15 protein-coding genes and 2 riboswitches are annotated in these 16,771 nt (G+C 59.6%); of the genes, 7 read left to right on the top strand and 8 right to left on the bottom strand.

Features of this window, described 5'->3' with window-relative positions; all coding sequences use genetic code 11:
* Window positions 1-69: 69 nt before the first annotated feature.
* Entirely contained in the window at window positions 70-966 is an 897-nt protein-coding gene (locus tag QO002_RS00525) for a DMT family transporter (RefSeq protein WP_307225634.1), read from the bottom strand.
* 159 nt (window positions 967-1,125) lie between these two features.
* Between QO002_RS00525 and QO002_RS00520 the strand changes: the two genes are divergently transcribed.
* Together QO002_RS00520 and QO002_RS00515 are read left to right on the top strand one after the other, a co-directional pair.
* Complete coding sequence (locus QO002_RS00520) at window positions 1,126-2,013, top strand: LysR family transcriptional regulator (RefSeq protein ID WP_307225632.1); 888 nt, start codon at window positions 1,126-1,128, stop codon at window positions 2,011-2,013.
* A 948-nt stretch (window positions 2,014-2,961) separates the two neighbouring features.
* Window positions 2,962-3,441, top strand: a complete 480-nt coding sequence (locus tag QO002_RS00515) for a hypothetical protein (protein WP_307225630.1) — start codon at window positions 2,962-2,964, stop codon at window positions 3,439-3,441.
* Between the two features lie 201 nt (window positions 3,442-3,642).
* Here the strand turns inward: QO002_RS00515 and QO002_RS00510 are convergent, their stop codons facing one another.
* Window positions 3,643-3,897: a hypothetical protein gene (locus QO002_RS00510; RefSeq protein WP_307225628.1), complete on the bottom strand. Its 255-nt coding sequence runs from the start codon at window positions 3,895-3,897 to the stop codon at window positions 3,643-3,645.
* A 646-nt stretch (window positions 3,898-4,543) separates the two neighbouring features.
* On the opposite strand from QO002_RS00510, the gene QO002_RS00505 reads away from it, so the two are divergent.
* Complete coding sequence (locus tag QO002_RS00505; protein ID WP_307225626.1) at window positions 4,544-4,942, top strand: hypothetical protein; 399 nt, start codon at window positions 4,544-4,546, stop codon at window positions 4,940-4,942.
* Between the two features lie 312 nt (window positions 4,943-5,254).
* Here QO002_RS00505 and QO002_RS00500 read toward each other — a convergent pair whose 3' ends face one another.
* The 6 genes from QO002_RS00500 to QO002_RS00475 form a co-directional block, all read right to left on the bottom strand.
* Window positions 5,255-6,034 carry an SDR family oxidoreductase gene (locus QO002_RS00500; protein WP_307225623.1) on the bottom strand — a complete coding sequence of 260 codons (780 nt, stop codon included), beginning with the start codon at window positions 6,032-6,034 and terminating at the stop codon, window positions 5,255-5,257.
* 33 nt (window positions 6,035-6,067) lie between these two features.
* A complete protein-coding gene (locus QO002_RS00495) occupies window positions 6,068-7,084 on the bottom strand; it encodes an aldose epimerase family protein (protein WP_307225621.1) in 1,017 nt (338 codons plus the stop codon).
* A 146-nt stretch (window positions 7,085-7,230) separates the two neighbouring features.
* Window positions 7,231-8,154 (bottom strand): homoserine O-acetyltransferase MetA, encoded by a 924-nt coding sequence (gene metA, locus QO002_RS00490; RefSeq protein WP_307225619.1) that lies wholly within the window; start codon window positions 8,152-8,154, stop codon window positions 7,231-7,233.
* Window positions 8,155-8,218: 64 nt separating this feature from the next.
* A riboswitch (SAM riboswitch) is annotated at window positions 8,219-8,296 on the bottom strand.
* Window positions 8,297-8,347: 51 nt separating this feature from the next.
* Complete coding sequence (locus QO002_RS00485; protein WP_307225618.1) at window positions 8,348-10,171, bottom strand: ABC-F family ATP-binding cassette domain-containing protein; 1,824 nt, start codon at window positions 10,169-10,171, stop codon at window positions 8,348-8,350.
* Window positions 10,172-10,173: 2 nt separating this feature from the next.
* Window positions 10,174-10,824 carry a thiamine diphosphokinase gene (locus QO002_RS00480; RefSeq protein ID WP_307225616.1) on the bottom strand — a complete coding sequence of 217 codons (651 nt, stop codon included), beginning with the start codon at window positions 10,822-10,824 and terminating at the stop codon, window positions 10,174-10,176.
* Between the two features lie 60 nt (window positions 10,825-10,884).
* Window positions 10,885-11,400: a MarR family winged helix-turn-helix transcriptional regulator gene (locus QO002_RS00475; RefSeq protein ID WP_307225613.1), complete on the bottom strand. Its 516-nt coding sequence runs from the start codon at window positions 11,398-11,400 to the stop codon at window positions 10,885-10,887.
* A 124-nt stretch (window positions 11,401-11,524) separates the two neighbouring features.
* Here QO002_RS00475 and QO002_RS00470 point away from each other — a divergent pair, with 124 nt between their 5' ends.
* The 4 genes from QO002_RS00470 to thiQ all read left to right on the top strand — a co-directional run bounded on the left by QO002_RS00470 (window position 11,525) and on the right by thiQ (window position 16,588).
* A complete protein-coding gene (locus QO002_RS00470) occupies window positions 11,525-13,027 on the top strand; it encodes an MDR family MFS transporter (RefSeq protein ID WP_307225611.1) in 1,503 nt (500 codons plus the stop codon).
* Window positions 13,028-13,082: 55 nt separating this feature from the next.
* Window positions 13,083-13,194: riboswitch (TPP riboswitch) on the top strand.
* 38 nt (window positions 13,195-13,232) lie between these two features.
* The gene (gene thiB, locus QO002_RS00465; RefSeq protein WP_307225609.1) at window positions 13,233-14,240 is read left to right on the top strand and encodes a thiamine ABC transporter substrate binding subunit; all 1,008 of its coding nucleotides are present in this window, start codon (window positions 13,233-13,235) and stop codon (window positions 14,238-14,240) included.
* 7 nt (window positions 14,241-14,247) lie between these two features.
* The gene (gene thiP, locus QO002_RS00460) at window positions 14,248-15,876 is read left to right on the top strand and encodes a thiamine/thiamine pyrophosphate ABC transporter permease ThiP (protein ID WP_307225607.1); all 1,629 of its coding nucleotides are present in this window, start codon (window positions 14,248-14,250) and stop codon (window positions 15,874-15,876) included.
* Complete coding sequence (thiQ, locus tag QO002_RS00455; RefSeq protein ID WP_307225605.1) at window positions 15,866-16,588, top strand: thiamine ABC transporter ATP-binding protein; 723 nt, start codon at window positions 15,866-15,868, stop codon at window positions 16,586-16,588. The genes thiP and thiQ overlap by 11 nt, the downstream gene beginning before the upstream one ends.
* The last annotated feature ends 183 nt before the right edge of the window (window positions 16,589-16,771 follow it).

Genomic DNA, 16,771 nt, shown 5'->3' with positions numbered 1-16,771 from the left:
GCGACAGTCGCATGGCTTGCGAAGTCTGACGATGCTAAATGTCGTGAAATGGCAGGGACATGCCCTTACTTACTCGCGCGATGTCATCCATACGCCCACCAGCGTCACCGCCAGCCCCACGAACATCGCAACTGTCAAAGGCTCTGAAAACAGCATCCATGCCCACAGCATTGTCACGGGAGGACTGAGGTAGATCGCCGCGCTGACTTTGGCCACCGGAAACAGACGCAGGCTGGTGTAGTAGACGGCGTAGGCGAGGAACGTCGCGATCAAAACGAGCCAGATTATCCCGACCGCAAAATCGCGGGTCAAGGGTGGCGCGAGGCTGCCTTGCGTCAACGCGCAGAGGCCGAAGAGTACCGAGCCCATCAACGTCTGGATGCAAAGGCTCTGGTGGACGGGCATATGCTGCGTCTTGCACTGCCTGTGCAGGACCGAAGCGACGGCAAATACCAGCATCGAACCGACAGTCAGGCCGTACGCCCACACAGGGGCCGTACCAAAACTGAGGCTGTCAAAGGACACGATTAAAACCCCGAGGACGGCAATCGCGGTTCCGAGCCATTGCCGCGGAGCCAGCCGTTCGCCGAGGACGGGTTGTGAAAGTGCAGCAATCGCCAGCGGCAACAGATCAGCGATGAGCGCGACCAGCCCCGTAGGCACCTTTTGCTCGATCGCCAGCGCGAAGCCTCCCAGATACAGGAACACGGCCATGATGCCGAACAGGGCCTGGTCCCTGACCGCACGCATGGATATTTTCGGGCCGATCAGCAACGCGAAGGGCAGAAGGATCAGGCCTGAAAGCAGCGTCCGCCAGAACAGGAGGAGCATGACGCTGGCCTCCTGATTTGCATAGCGGATACCGACGAAGCCTGAACTCCATCCGATGATCAGGAGGGTGGCGAGCAATGGCCATAACAAGGGATGGCGGCGCAACGCGGGGGTATCAAGCGGGATGTCGGTCATAAGGTGCTCTGGTGTCAGCAATTCGGACTACCGATAGGCGGGTCTCACCGAGTATGCACATGACAAATTTCGATGGTATCATGACATTCAGCAGATCAGTGTCATGATCGGAGTGTTCTGTGGTATGGCTCTTCGTGACGTGAACGAAGGGAGATGGCCATGAACGAACTCAACAGCCGGCGCCTCGAGATCGACGCATTGCGTGCGCTTTCGGCAATCCGCCATCATGGCGGCGTGACGCGGGCAGCCCTCGCTCTGGGCCTCTCACAGTCCGCGGTAAGCCACAAAATCAAAAGGCTGGAAGTCAGTCTGGACTGCGAGCTGCTTGGCCGCAAGTCGGGCGGACCGATGTTCACGGCAGCGGGAGAAGACCTGCTTGACTACGCCAACCGCATCCTCGGGCTGCACGACGAGGCTCTTCTCAGCCTTTCGAAAACTCCGCTCGCAGGCCGGCTCACCCTGGGTCTCACAGAAGACACGGCTTGTACGGACCTCGCCCGCATTCTGGGTCGGTTTCGGCGTCTGCATCCAAATGTCTCGGTTCGAACCAAGGTTCGCATGAGCCTCGTTCTGCGCGCGATGCTCGAACGCGGTGAACTGGATGCCGCGATCGTCCAGATCTTCAGCCACGAGGTACGCCCGACCGACGTCGTCCTCTATCGTGAAGACCTTCACTGGGTGAAGCATCCGGATCTGGCGCTGCCGCAGGATGGGCCTATTCCGTTCCTGTCGTTCGACGACGAGTGTTTCTACCGCCAGTGGGCGCTCGAGATCGGGCAGGACGATGCGGTTTTCGAAACCATCTTCGAGTGCTCGAGTGCCGCCGGAATCATCTCGGCAGTCAATGCGGCGATGGGCGTTGCGCTGTTGAGTGACCGCCACATCCGTGGCGAGATGCATGTCGTCATTGACCGGTTGCCCCGGCCACCGGCATTGGCATATGTCGTCCGCCGCGCACGGAAATCGAGAAATCCGGCGCTAGACAGCCTGGTCGGCGAGATTGAAAAGGACACCGGCCGTCATGGTACTTTGGCTCTCGCAGGCTGATGGCCGCGAGGCAACGACGAGCAAGGATTGACGCATCCCGGTCTCTTCTGACGCCGACAGATAGGCCGCTGTTGGCGCACGGACGCCGTGACACCGCTACAAGACGATGTCTGCTTTCAGGCGGGCGCAATGACGACCTCCATGGCCGGTATCGTCCCGTTATGAGCAGCCAATTCTGCGAATCCGGGAAGAACGAACACTCTTACGTACTGCAACGAAATTTACGATATTCTTCTTGAATGCCTCGACAGCGTAATTTCTCGCTTGCCAAGGTCGGGGGCGGGCGTTCGAATCGCCTCACCCGCTCCATTTTCTCCAAGACGCTGCAAGCTTCGGTTCGCCGGGGCTTTTGTGCGTTTTGGCAGCATTTCCGCCTATTTTCGGCCGGGTCTATCGTGATTTGCACCTTTGGCAGGTTTTTGGACCGTCGGCTGGCTGTCGTGTCGGTTAATACGACTCTGCGCCGATGAAACGTTGACGTGACGACGCACGGCTTCTGTTTGTCGCTTCGCGACTGGTGCGCGAGGTGTCGGCAATTCCACCGGAAATAGCCGAGGGAGATACTTCAGCCGAGACCTGGCCAGCGCCCAGGTGTGTCCATTGCTGTGAGATCCTCACCATCTGATGGCTCCGCACGTCTTCATCGGAATGGGATCGTGGCCAAAGCCAGCCTCCGGCCAACCGTTTCGAATCCTCAGTGAATCGCCGACGCGTACCGAAAAGCCACGGAGTTCGAAGACAAGACTATCAGCAGCCGTGTTTTCCAAGACAGTAAGTAACCCTGTGCGATCCGCCGCGGTGCGGACATCACCGTTGGCCGATACGATAGCGCTTTGGTCTGGTTCTTCGAAAACCGGTCAGAAGGCGCAATCTGGCCTGATGACGTTGGTCGCCCGTCACGAAAGCCGAGGCTTTTGACGTGTACTTCGCGTCTGCGGAGCGTGCAGCATGATCACCCTCATCCGTTTAATTCGCCTGGGATTTAGCGTCAGGTTTGATGATATCCGCGATCATCTCTCCGAGAAGACGATGCAGGTTTTTCGCGGTTCCAAGATCGATGCGATGCCGCGCCGTAATGTTGACGATAGGCTCATTCTTCCCGTCGATGATCGCCTGTCCGAGGCTCAGATAGATAACGTTGTTGTGATGGCGCAGCTCGGTAAGCATGTCGACATAGGTAACGGGCATCCCATTGTCTCTTATCTCCCACAAGTCGTTACCGACAGCCAGCGTTCTTCCGGACTTCACGACAACTTCGTTCTCAGACATCAGGCGTCCCCATTTGTTCAGCGTATTGGCGATCGCTCGCCAGCGGGCCTGTATGTCGCGACAATCGGCATACAGAAAGGCTGGGTAAAAACCCAGCCTTCCGTGTCGATCCGCAGCCAGTACATCCGTGGTCTGCACATCATCTGCTGGGAATCATAGGGTGCTTTCATCCCACGGCAAGATAGTCGTTAGGTGGATCACGAAGACAGCTTTAGGCGCACGCGAGGTGAAATTTTTCCGACGTCGGGAATATCCGAGATCCAGGAAGATGCGTTCAAATTTGAATACATTTAATCCGGGTTGCTGCGGGAACGTTCGGGGGTCACAGTGGCAGCTTGTGCGGTAATGGACGGTTTTTGCTCATCCTCCTTCACCTCGCACACCCTCGTCGATCACCAATTGCTTTTCGATAAGCTCTCTGGCGGCGGCGAATACTCCGCTCGCATCGTCGGCCTGGCCTTCCTCAAGCATCAGCAATGCATCCTTGTAGATTGCACGTTCAGCCTGCTCGCTGACGGCGCCTATTCGTCGAAGATGGGCCATCAGAGCTGCTACCGTTGCCGAGGCCGAAAGAGCAACGGCTCCGGCGGAAATCAATGCACGGTTTTTTTGCATCTTGGTTGCTCCTTGATAATCTCATCCTTTGCGTCCGCTACAAACTTGAGTGTGCTTATAACATTGATCGCCAGGAGCGGCGCCAATAGCACGTGATTGCTTGTTTTCAGCCGTCCTGATACGGTCAGCAGCGTCCGCAAACATTGTGCCCGGCACCATCCGCGCCATGCGCACAAGTCGTAGATCGTGCGTCGCATGGCCCGCAGAAGCAGACGTCTTTTCTCGGGCGCGCCAAGTTTCTCAACCTCGTTCGCGGCCCTGATCAGGTCAGCAATGAAGTCGGTAGTGCGGATCATACTTGAATGATCGATAGACCACCTTCGAGAGTCAATTGCCGGGTGACATTTTCGGGTGTCCTCCAATCTGCCGCCAGTTAGAGGATGTCTGGTTCAGATTGAACCAGACATCCTCTAACTTCTTTTGTTTCTGTTTGTCTTTTCGGGAAAACCGGTTTCCACTTTTCGCTGACAAACTCTAAAAGCACGTATGGAAGGATCAGGTCTGTTCACGAATAGGTAGCGTAGCCACCTCTTTCGGCTGAAGGCGTGGTGCTTGACACCACCCTTCAGGGGGTACCCGCTAGATAGTTCGCCTTCACATTTACTGATACAAGAAACTGCTAAATTTCGTTGTCGGGGGGGCTTCCATGCGCAAGACAGTGATCTTCGGTTGTTTTCTACTCGTCTCAGCAGCGTGCTCCAGCGCCTGGGCGATGGACTTACCCAAGGATGCCAAAAAAGTCTCGATGGAAGACTTTAAGTCACTCGCCGATAGTAAACCGGTTTCAGTTGAGATCTTTGATCTGGGCACTCCTGTTACCGCCAACCTGACGTGGAGTTGGGCAAAAAAGACCATCACCGGCAAGGCCAGCGTGAACGGCAAGAAAATCAATGTGAAGACGAAGCTGTCTTTCGAGGGCGACAAGGCGTGCTCCACCAGCAAAGGTGAAAAACCTACCTGCCATATGATCTACACCGATGGAAACAAGTTCTACGAGGTGCGAGACGACATGCAGGTACATGCTGTTTCCACAATTGGAAACTGAGCCCGTTTTTGCCCCGCCCTGGTTGGACTCGACGGCCCGCCCTCTTACGAGGTCCTTCCCGGCTCCTTATCCGACTGTCGGGAAGAAGTGCTGAAATGGGACGGCGAGAAATGTCTGGTTTGTCTTGATCCTTATCGGTCACCCGGACTTGGAACGGTCATACGTTATCTAGAGTTTGTCAGGGAACAGTGGGAACCGGTTTTCCGAAAAGGCAAACGAAAACAAAAGAATCTAGGGATGTCTCGTTCAATCCGAACCGGACATCATCTCTGCGCGTTCGATTTTCTCATATGTCGATGCTGATATTGGAGGTTATCCCCGACCCACATAGGGCATCTGTGTCGCCATCACCGTCATGGTAAGGACATTAGCTGACAGTGGTAGTCCGGCCATATAGATGACCGCGTCGGCAACGAGATGGGCGGGGATGGTTGCTTCCGCTGCCGTCTCGCCGTTGGCCTGCAGCACGCCCTTGCTCATGCGCGCCGTCATGTCGGTCGCGGCATTGCCGATGTCGATCTGGCCGCAGGCGATGTCAAAGGGGCGGCCGTCGAGGGCGGTGGATTTGGTGAGGCCGCTGATTGCGTGTTTGGTTGCTGTATACGGCGCTGAGAGCGGGCGGGGTGTCGAGGCCGAGATCGAGCCGTTGTTGATGATCCGGCCGCCGCGCGGGGTCTGTGCCTTCATCATGCGCATTGCCTGTTGGGTGCACAGGAAAGCGCCCGTCAGGTTGACGGCGACGATGTCGTTCCAGTCCTCGAAGGAAATATCTTCCATCGGGACGGCCGGTAACCCTCGGCCGGCATTGTTGACGAGCAAGTCGAGCCGGCCGAATTCCGCAGAGATCCTCGCAAACAGCGCCTCGACGGAGCGCGGATCACCGATGTTGGCCGCAATGGCCCGCACGGTGCTTTCAGGATTTTCCCACGCAAGCTCACCGGCTGCGATATCAAGGATATCGGTACGACGTCCGGCGATGACCACCGTATAGCCCTGTGCCAGAAGGGCCGATGTGATGGCCCGCCCGATACCGGTGCCGCCCCCTGTCACCAGCGCGATGCCACCGGCGGATTTATCCCGTGTGCCTGCCATATCCATCCCCTCCCGATCGACGCTGCCTTGCCGTTAGCTGCGGCTGAAGACGTAATCCGTTTCCTGCAGCAGGGTCTCGCCCGGGCGAAGGATGCCTTCAGGGAAATTCGAGTGGTTGACGGCATCCGGCCAGATCTGGGTTTCCAGGCAAAAGCCGGCAAAGGGGCCATATGTCTTGCCTTCAAGCCCCGGCACCGGCACTTTCATCTTGAAGCCGGTGTAAAACTGCACGCCCGGTTCAGTGGTGCGAAGTTCCAATGCGACACCCGAATTGACGCTGCGCACCAGTGCGACGGAGCGCTTCGGACCACGGGCGGGCGAGAGGCAGAAGTTGTGGTCGTAGCCGATCTTGTCGCCTTCCATCTGCCGGCGCATTGAGGTCATGCTGCGCAGATCGAAGGCGGTGCCATCCACCGGGCGGATGTCGCCGGTCGGCACCTGCCGTTCGTCCGTCGGCAGATAGTGGCCGGCGGCAATCATGATGTCGTGGTCGAGCGCATCGGGGCCGCCGTCGAGATTGAAGTAGCTGTGCTGGCAGACATTGGCGATGGTGGCCTTGTCCGTTGTCGATGCGTAGCTGACGCTAAGGACGCCGCCGTCCTTGAGTTCGTAGGTGCAGCGGATGTCGCAGTTGCCGGGATAGCCGGCGCGGCCCTCCGGATCGACGATTTCGAGAACGACGCGATCCGGTGCGTGCTCAACCACGCTCCAGAGCTGCTTGGCGACGCCGTCGCTGCCGCCATGCAGGTGGGTCACACCCTTTTCGTTGCATTCAAGCTGGTAGTCGTTGCCATCGATGCTGAAGCGTCCGCCGCCGATGCGGTTGGCGTTGCGGCCGGGCGTTGCACCGAAATAGGGGGAATGGGCGAGGTAATCCTCAAAGCGCTCGAAGCCGAGCACGAGCGGCGCCGCGTGGCCTTCAAGGCGCAGATCCTGGATCACGGCGCCCCAGGTCAGGATATGGGCCGTCAGGCCGCCACCCTTGATCGTCAGCTGATGGACAGGCTCGCCGGATGGCAGTCGGCCGAATTCTTTATTCAATGCTTCCACGGCCCTGCGTCTCCTCCTGGCACCCGTTTGGCGCAAACTGCGCCATTTCCGAAGGCGCGGCAACCAAAAAGTCATACAATTCATGGCTCATGAACACCCACAACGTTTCCGGGTGTTCATGAGCATCATATCTGCCCTCTGTCGGTTCAGTCGTCGTTGCCGATAGCTGAAAGCTCATAAGGGGTGGTCTGGTAGATGTCGTTGATCCAGTTGCCGAAAAGCAGATGCGCGTGGCTTCGCCAACGGTTCTGCGGCGGCAGGCTTGGATCGTTATGCGGGAAGTAGTTGAACGGCATCTTGATCGGCACGCCGGCATCGACATCACGGAAGTATTCGTCAGACAACGAGGTCGAATCATATTCCACGTGGTTGAAGACGTAGAGCCGGTTGCAGGTTTTCTCATGCACGAAACAGACACCCATTTCGTCCGATTCCATCAGGATTTCCAGGCCGTCGACCTTTTCGATATCGGCGCGGCGAACCTCTGTCCAGCGGGAGACGGGGATCTGGAAGTCATCGGAAAAGCCACTGAGATAGACGGATGACGGATTGAGATTGTGGTGGCGATAGACGCCAAACGCCTTTTCCTTCAAGGCATGTTTCGGCACCTCATGGAAATGATAGATCGCCGCCATCGCACCCCAGCAGATATTGAGCGTCGAGTGCACGTTGGTGTGCGTCCAGTCGAAGATCTGCTTCATCTCCTCCCAATAGGTCACGTCCTCATAATCCAGCAATTCCACAGGCGCGCCGGTGATAATCAGGCCGTCGAACTTGCGCGCCTTCACCTCTTCCCAGGTTTCGTAGAAGGCAAGCAGGTGCTCTTCGGACGTGTTCTTCGCCTTGTGTCCGCCGAGACGGATCAGGGAAAACTCGACCTGCAGTGGCGAGGCGCCGACGAGGCGCGCCATCTGCACTTCGGTCTTGATCTTGTTCGGCATGAGGTTCAGGAGTCCGATCTGCAGAGGGCGGATATCCTGGCGGATAGCCATCGTCTCGGTCATCACCCGCACGCCCTCTTTGGTGAGGGTTTCGAAAGCGGGCAGCGTATCGGGGATCTTGATGGGCATGGTTCTCACTCGACGAACAAGAGCCGGAAAACAAAAAACCGGCAACGAAAAATATCGCAACCGGTCCGCTTCACCCACGGCCCTTTAGCGACTTGTTTAACGTGGCTGCAAGCCGGCCGGCCAAATCACCACGAATGCTTAAATAGCGCTGCTTCCGGGCAAATGCAATGCCCGGAAAAATCGCTGGAGCGGCTTAACCCTCCAGCTCCTCTCGCAGCATTTCCAGTTCCAGCCAGTCCTCTTCCATCTTGGTGACAGAGGCGCGCAGTTTCTCCAGTTCGGCAGCAAGTGTGGAAAACCGGGCCGGATTTTTCGAAAACAGATTGGGGTCGGCCATTTCGGTTTCGCGTTTGGCGATGTCCGCCTCGGCCTTCGCCATTTCCTTCGGCAGGTTTTCGAGTGCGAATTTCTGCTTGAAGGAGAGCTTGCCTCTTGCTGCTTTCGGGGTGTCGGCGGTGGTAGAAGGTGCGGAACGCGCTTTTTCGGCCTTTTCGGCCTTGCGCTTTTCGTCCTGGGCGCCCCTGCGCTGGGCCATCATGTCGGAATAACCGCCGGCATATTCAATCCAGCGGCCGTCCGGTGCATCCGGATTGGCGGGCGCGATCGTTGACGTCACGGTGCGATCGAGGAAGTCACGGTCGTGGCTGACGAGGATCACGGTGCCGGAAAAGCCGGCGACGATTTCCTGCAGGAGATCCAGCGTCTCGATATCGAGGTCGTTGGTCGGTTCGTCGAGGATCAAAAGGTTGGTCGGGCGCGAGAGGATGCGCGCCAGCATCAGCCGGGCGCGCTCGCCACCGGAAAGGTTCTTGATCGGTGTACGCGCCTGCTCAGGCTGGAAGAGAAATTCCTTCATATAACCGGTGACATGGCGCTGCTCGCCGTTGACCAGCAGGTTTTCGCCGCGGCCGTCCGTGAGGTAGTGGGCCAGCGTGTCCTCAAGGTTCAGGTCCTCGCGGCGCTGGTCGAGCGTGGCGATCTCGAGGTTCGTGCCGAGCTTGACCCAACCGCTGTCGGGCTTGATCTGGCCGGTCAGCATCTTCAGGAGCGTCGTCTTGCCGGCGCCGTTCGGGCCGACGAGGCCGATGCAATCGCTGCGATGGACGCGGATCGAGAAGGGCGCGACGATGGTGCGCTCGCCATAGGATTTGGTGATCTGGTCTGCCTCGAGTACCAGTTTACCGGATTCGCGGGCGTCGGAAACCGTCGCCTGGACCGAGCCCTGCGGGCCGCTATGGCCGCGATGTTTGGCACGCAAATCCTGCAACGCGCCAAGGCGGCGCATGTTGCGCTTGCGCCGGGCCGTCACGCCGTAGCGTAGCCAGTGTTCCTCGCGCTCGATTTCCTTGCCGAGCTTGTGCTGTTCGATCTCTTCCTCTTCCAGCACCTTGTCGCGCCAGGCTTCGAAGAAGGCAAATCCCTGATTGAGACGGCGTGACTGGCCGCGATCGAGCCAGACGGTGGAATTGGAGACCTTTTCGAGGAAACGCCGGTCGTGGGAGATGACCACGAGCGCCGAGCGGCTCTTGATCAACTCGCCTTCAAGCCATTCGATCGTCGGCAGGTCGAGATGGTTGGTGGGTTCGTCGAGAAGGAGAATATCGGGCTCCGGCGCCATGACGCGGGCCAAGGCCGCGCGGCGGGCTTCGCCGCCGGAAAGATCGTTGGGACTTTCCTGGCCTGTCAGCCCGAGATGGGAGAGCAGATAGGTCACGCGGTAGGGGTCGTCGCCCGGCCCAAGACCTGCTTCGGCGTAGGCCTGCACAGTCGAATAGCTGGCAAAGTCCGGTGCCTGCTCAAGGTATCGCACGGTGGAGGAGGGATGGCGGAAGACTTCGCCCGATTGCGTTTCGACAAGACCTGCGGCGATCTTCAAGAGCGTCGACTTGCCGGAGCCGTTGCGCCCGACAAGGCAGATCTTGTCGCCCGGCTCGACCTGCAGGGCAGCACCGGCCAAAAGCGGCGTGCCACCGAAGGAGAGGAAGATATCGTCGAGTTTCAGAATGGGTGGCGCCATGGTCAGGCTCCCGTCAGGTCATAGGGGCGGGCAAGAACGACTGCCCTGCCGGAGGAAAGGGTAAAGCGCACCGGCCCTTCAGCGACGTTGGAAATCGTGCGCGAGGAGCCGAAGGGCAGATGGAAATTCGAGAGCGGATACCGCGCGCCTTCGATAGAGAGACCCTCGAGCGTATCGAGGCCGAGAATGGAAAAGAGGCTGCCCTTCGCCAGGTCGAGGTCCAGTGTCCCCGGCAGAAGTGGCGTCGCTTCCTCCTCGCCCGAAGTCAGGTGCACGGCGAGACCGGTTTCGGCAAGCCTGACGGCATAGATCAGATGCATGAAGGCATGGTCGCTGCGCTCGCCGCCGAGTGCGCCGGCAAAAATCAGCGAGCGGGCGCCGCGGGAAAGGGCGGCTTCGACAGCGATTTCGCCGTCTGTCTCGTTCTTGGCTGGCGGATAGGGCTCGCGGCGAACCCGCGGCCACGCTGCGATCAGTTCCGCCGACGTCGAGTCGAAATCGCCAACCCAGAGTTCAGGCGTGATGCCGATAACGGCCGCGTGGCGCATGCCGCCGTCGGCCGCGATGACCCGCGTATCCTTCAGGCGTCCGAGCAGCCGGTCGGTGGCGGCAAGAGGCCCGCCCATGAGTATCGTGAAAGCCTGATCGGTCATGGCGCAAGGCCATAGCGCGAAGTGATTATCAGGGGAAGGGGCGGCGGCGCGATTCGAGGCCTATTCGGCCGCTTCAATGCCGGCGCTCTGCCGAGCCTCGTAAGCCTTCTCGAAGGAAGCCGTGAACCGATCGAACAGATGGGAAAAGATTTCAATCTCCTCTTCGGACCAGTCGGCAACGATGTCGGCGATGATCGCCTGCTTGACGCGGTGCATCTCGGCCACGAGCCGGGCACCTATCTCTGTCACGACGAGCACGATGCGGCGCGCATCCGCCTGCGATGCTTCACGGCGCAGCACGCCGCGCGTTACCATCTCCGATACGATCCGGCTCGCGCGGGAAGGATCGATGCGCAGCTTCTCGGCGATGATCCCAACGGTGACTTCCTGGCCGTCATCGGCGCGCCTCACCACGTCGAGTACGTCGACATGAGATATCTCCAGCCCCGGGGCAACGGAGTCGAGCGCCAGCCGCGCGATGACGCGCCGCCCGATCAGCATGCGCATACGGGTCAGCGCGCCGCTGATACGGTCACGATCGGTCTGGGGGTCCCGGGTGGCTTCAAGTCTGTCCATGCGTGACAATAGCAGCTTCGTGCCGCCCCTTCCAAGTTCAATATGCCGCGTTCATAAATATGCGTTTGACATTTATATGCTATTAGCACATAAAATCGCCGCAACGTCAAACAGGATATTTTCCATGGACATGCACGTCGCGCCCGCGCCGCTCGTCGAGAGCAAGGCGCTCCGGCTCACGCTTTTTCTTTTCCTGATGTCGGCGATGTTCATGGCGACGCTCGATAACCAGATCGTCTCCACCGCACTGCCTACCATTGTCGGCGAATTCGGCCAGATGGAGCGTTTCGGCTGGGTGGGCTCGGCCTATCTGCTGGCCACCTGCGCAGTGATGCCGCTCTACGGCAAGCTGGGGGATCTCTTCGGCCGCAAATACGTGATGCTGTCGGCGATCCTGATCTTCACGGTCGGCTCGATCGCCTGCGGTTTTGCCGTTTCGATGAACACGCTGATCGCCGCTCGCGTTCTCCAAGGGTTGGGCGGTGGCGGCATCATGGTGTCGATCTTCGCGATCAATGCCGATCTGTTCGAGCCGCGCGAACGTGCCCGCTACCAGAGTTATTCGAGCTTGGTCCTGATGGCGTCCGGCGCCATCGGCCCCGTGCTCGGCGGCGCTATGAGCGATCTGTTCGGCTGGCGCTCGATCTTTCTCGTCAATATCCCGATCGGTGTGCTGGTGATCGCTGGCCTGATGGTCTTCCTGCCCTATCGCCGCCCGACGCGGGTGCCGAAGATCGATTATGCGGGCGCATTGCTGCTTGCCGGTGCGATCACCAGTGTCGTGCTGCTGGCTGACGGTTCGGAGCTTTTCGGATCGCTGCTCTCGACGGGCGGCCTTGCCGTCATTGCGTTCGGTCTGCTGTGTGCTGTTGCCTGGGTGATCGTCGAGCGGCGTGCGCCGGAACCGGTGGTGCCGCTGCCGTTGTTTGCCAATTCGACCTTCAGCCTGTTTCTGATCATTTCGCTGGCAAGCGGCGCGATCGGCATCGGGCTTGTCAATTATTTTGCCCTTTTCCTGCAGACTACGACGGGGCTCACGCCTTCGCTTGCCGGCCTGATGTTCGTGATGCTGACCGGCGGCATCGTTTGCGGATCGATCTCGGCGGGCCGGATGATTTCGAAGACCGGCCGCTACAAGCCGTTCGCTATCGCTAGCCCCGGAATCGCCATCCTGTCATTGCTACTGATGAGCCAGGTGCAGCCGGGTACATCGATCTTCCTGATCGGCGCGATCATGGGCCTGCACGGCATTGGTATCGGTCTCGGCCAGCAGGTGCCGGTGCTCGGCGTACAGAATAGCGCCCCGAAGCGCGATGTCGGGGCGGCAACGGGCTCCGTGACATTGGCACGCATGGGTGGCGCTTCGATCGGTATTTCCATCTACGGGGCGACGAATGCCGCGGGTTTGGCGCGTCAGGATTTTGCCATTCCCGGCCTCGAGTCGATCGAGAAGATGACGCCGCAGATACTTGCCGCCTTGCCGGAGGCATCGCGCCAGATGGTTGCCGACTATTACACACAGGCCTTCCATCCGCTCTTTGTGACAGCAGCCATCATTGCGCTGACAGGCCTTGTCTGCGCCATCTGCCTGAAGTCGGTTCACCTGCCCCAGAAGGTTGCCGCCTGACAAAGCTACCCGAACGCGGCTCTTGCCAAGGGCCGCGCTCGCGTCTAAATCTGCTGTCGCTCTAACGGGGTGCCGCTGTCCTTCCAGGACATCGGCTGAGAGGCTTCGGCCAACCCGCGGAACCTGATCCGGTTTGTACCGGCGGAGGGATTAGACGGCACACTTCAGCGCCCTATTCCCATTCATAATCGAAGAGGAGGCGCTGATGCGCAGAATTCTGTTTTCCCTGATGGCGGCCGCAGCCGTATTTTCGTTCTCGGCCGCTTCGGCTGCCGACCAGACGCTCACCGTCTATACCTATGAGAGCTTCACCAGCGAATGGGGCCCCGGGGCCAAGGTGGCGGAAGCCTTCGAGAAAACCTGCGCCTGCAAGGTCGATTATGTCAGCGTTGCCGATGGGGTCGAACTTCTCACGCGCCTGAAGCTCGAAGGCGCCTCGTCCAAGGCCGACATCGTGCTCGGCCTCGACACCAACCTGATTACCGAAGCGAAGGCCACCGGTTATTTTGCGCCACACGGTCTCGACGGTTCGGCTGCGAAGGTGCCTGGCGGCTTCAGCGACGATGTCTTCGTACCCTATGACTATGCCCACTTCGCGGTCATCTACGACACCGAGACGGTGAAGAACCCGCCGAAGAGCCTGAAGGAGCTGGTGGAAGGCGATCCGAACGAAAAGATCGTCATCGAGGATCCTCGCACGTCCACGCCCGGTCTCGGCCTGCTGCTCTGGGTAAAGTCGGTCTATGGCAATGAGGCCGCTGCCGCCTGGGCGAAGCTCAAGGGCCGCGTGCTGACTGTCACGCCCGGCTGGTCGGAGGCCTATGGCCTCTTCACCAAAGGCGAAGCACCGATGGTCTTCTCCTACACGACCTCGCCCGCCTATCACGTGATCGCGGAAAATACCGAGCGCTATCAGGCAGCCGCCTTCTCCGAAGGTCACTATATCCAGATCGAAGTGGCGGGCATGACCAAGAGTGCTCATGATCCGGAGCTTGCAAAATCCTTCCTCGCCTTCATGACAGGACCGGATTTCCAGTCGATCATTCCGACCACCAACTGGATGATGCCGGTCGCCGCCGGCAAGGAACCGTTGCCTGATGCTTTCAGCAAGCTCGTTTCACCGAAAAAGACCTTTCTGATGTCGCCGGATGAGGTCGCGGCAAACCGCAAGGCCTGGATCGACGAATGGCTGTCGGCCATGAGCCAGAACTGAGCCACTCATGGCGCTGCCTGAACGACGGATAACGCTTGCTGTCGGGGTCTCGATCCTCGGCGGCATCGCATTGTTCGTCGGTCTGGCGGCTTATGCGCTCCTGACCGTTGATATAGGTGGCAGCTCCGACCGGGTTATTTTCGACGCCTATGTCTGGCGCGTGACACGCTTCACGCTGCTGCAGGCTTTGCTATCCACTGCATTGTCGATCCTGTTTGCCATCCCTCTGGCGCTGGCGCTGTTTCGCCAGTCCACCTTTCCGGGACGCATCTGGATCGTGCGGCTGTTGGCTTTGCCGCTCGGTCTCCCGGCTCTGGTGGCCGCTCTTGGCCTGATCGGCGTGTGGGGGCGTCAAGGCGTCGTGAACTCGCTTCTGGCAGACATCGGTCTCGCACAGCCGCTCAGCATTTATGGTCTGGCCGGTATATTGATCGCCCATGTCTTCTTCAACCTGCCGCTCGCGGCCCGGCTGATGCTTGCCGGGCTCGAGCGGTTGCCGGGTGAATATTGGCTGATCGGTGTCAATCTCGGCATGCGGCGGTTCCATCTCTTCCGCTTCATCGAATGGCCGGTCATTCGCGGTCTCATCCCGGGCATCGCTGGTCTCATCTTCATGCTGTGCGCGACGAGCTTCACGCTTGTTCTGACGCTCGGAGGCGGCCCTGCTGCAAGTACGATCGAAGTGGCGATCTATCAGGCCTTGCGCTTCGACTTCGATCCGCCGCGGGTGATTGCGCTTAGCCTGCTGCAAATCGCGATGACCGGTCTTTTGCTGGTGATTGCGCGGCTATTGACGCCGCGGGTGGCGGAATCGGTGACCCTTGGCCGCAGTGCTCGGCGCTTCGACGGTCGCGATGTTGCCGGACGCCTTGTGGATGGCTTCGGCATCGCGATCTGTACAGGCTTCGTTGCCCTGCCGCTGGCCGCAGTCGTTGTCTCAGGTCTGCAATCCGACCTTCTGAGGTTAGCGACAGATCCGGTTGTCCAACGCGCTGTTGTGACGAGCACCACGATCGCTCTTGCGTCGGCGCTGCTTTGTGTTGCCGGCACACTCTCCATGGTTTTCGCGCGCCAGACTGCCCTTCGACCGAGACGGCCTGGACGGGGGGCTCGCAGTCTTGCCGCCGGCATCGCTGGCGGCTCCTCGCTCATCCTGCTGGTACCACCTGTTGTTTTGGGTGCAGGCTGGTTTCTGTTGCTGCGCCCTTTCGGAGACGTAGCGCGTTTCGCGCCGCTGATCGTGATCGTCATCAATGCCTTGATGGCCCTTCCGTTCGCCTACCGCATCCTCGATCCGGCAATCTCCAGCCACCGTGCCCGCACCGAGGTTCTGTCGGAGAGCCTCGGCCTGCAGTTTTTCAACCGGCTGCACCTGGTCGATTGGCCGGGGTTGCGGCGGCCGATCCTGATGGCGCTTTCTTTCGCCTGTGCGCTGTCGCTGGGCGACCTCGGCGCCGTCGCGCTGTTCGGATCGCAGGATATGGTGACGTTGCCCTATCTGCTCTACAGCCGCATGGGCAGCTACCGGACAATGGATGCTGCGGGGCTTGCGCTCCTGCTCGGGTTCGTTTGCCTCATTCTGACGATTGCGGGAACGCCGGTAGAGGGGCAATCGGAGCGCGTTGATGACCGTTGAGAACGACAATCCAGCCATTTTTCTGGACAGCGTCCGGGTGGATTTCGGCAAGACACGGCTTTCCTTCACCTGCGCCTTTCAGAGGGGTGAGATTGTTGCGGTGACGGGTGCGTCCGGTTCGGGCAAGTCGACCCTGCTGAATATCGTGGCGGGTTTCGAACGGCCGGACAGGGGTCGCGTCGTAATCCTTGGACGCGACATGACGGACACCGCGCCGGGCGAACGCCCCGTCAGTGTTATCTTCCAGGATCATAATCTCTTCACCCATCTCGACGTCGGCACCAATGTCGGTCTCGGGATCGATCCCGGCCTCAAGCTTGATGTGGCCGACAAGGCGCGGATTGCCGCGGCCCTGCTGAGGGTGGGCCTGGACGGGTTTGCCAAGCGCATGCCGGCCACGCTCTCCGGCGGCGAGCGTCAGCGGATTGCGCTTGCCCGGGCATTGGTGCGTCGCCGGCCGATCCTGCTTCTCGATGAGCCCTTTGCCGCACTCGATCCGGCGCTTCGCACCGGCATGGGTGCACTTATTCTCGATCTCAGGCGCAACGAGGAGGTGACGATCCTTCTGGTAACGCATCATCCGGAGGATGTGCGCCGATTGGCTGACAGCGTCGTCTTCCTCGAACAGGGTGCGATCATTGTGCAGGAGCCCAAGGTGGCCTTTCTCGAGCGTGCCGCCCCGGCGGAGATCGCGCGGTTTCTGGAAAAATGAAACGGGCACGTCCCGGCCGCCGCTTCCGCCACAATTTGAACGCCACCCTATGCGAGCCCTCGGCTGGATTGGGCGACAAATGCGCGCATCCGTTGCTGTGATACCACGGAGCAACTAATTCTAGGGCGTGGGACCGGTGCTTGGTCTAGGCATGGGCGCTGTGAATAGGTTAGAGCAATTCTA

This window comes from Pararhizobium capsulatum DSM 1112, from assembly GCF_030814475.1.
GTDB lineage: Bacteria > Pseudomonadota > Alphaproteobacteria > Rhizobiales > Rhizobiaceae > Pararhizobium > Pararhizobium capsulatum.
Note: the sequence above shows the minus strand (reverse complement) of the source record. Positions and strands in the feature narration are given on the sequence as shown.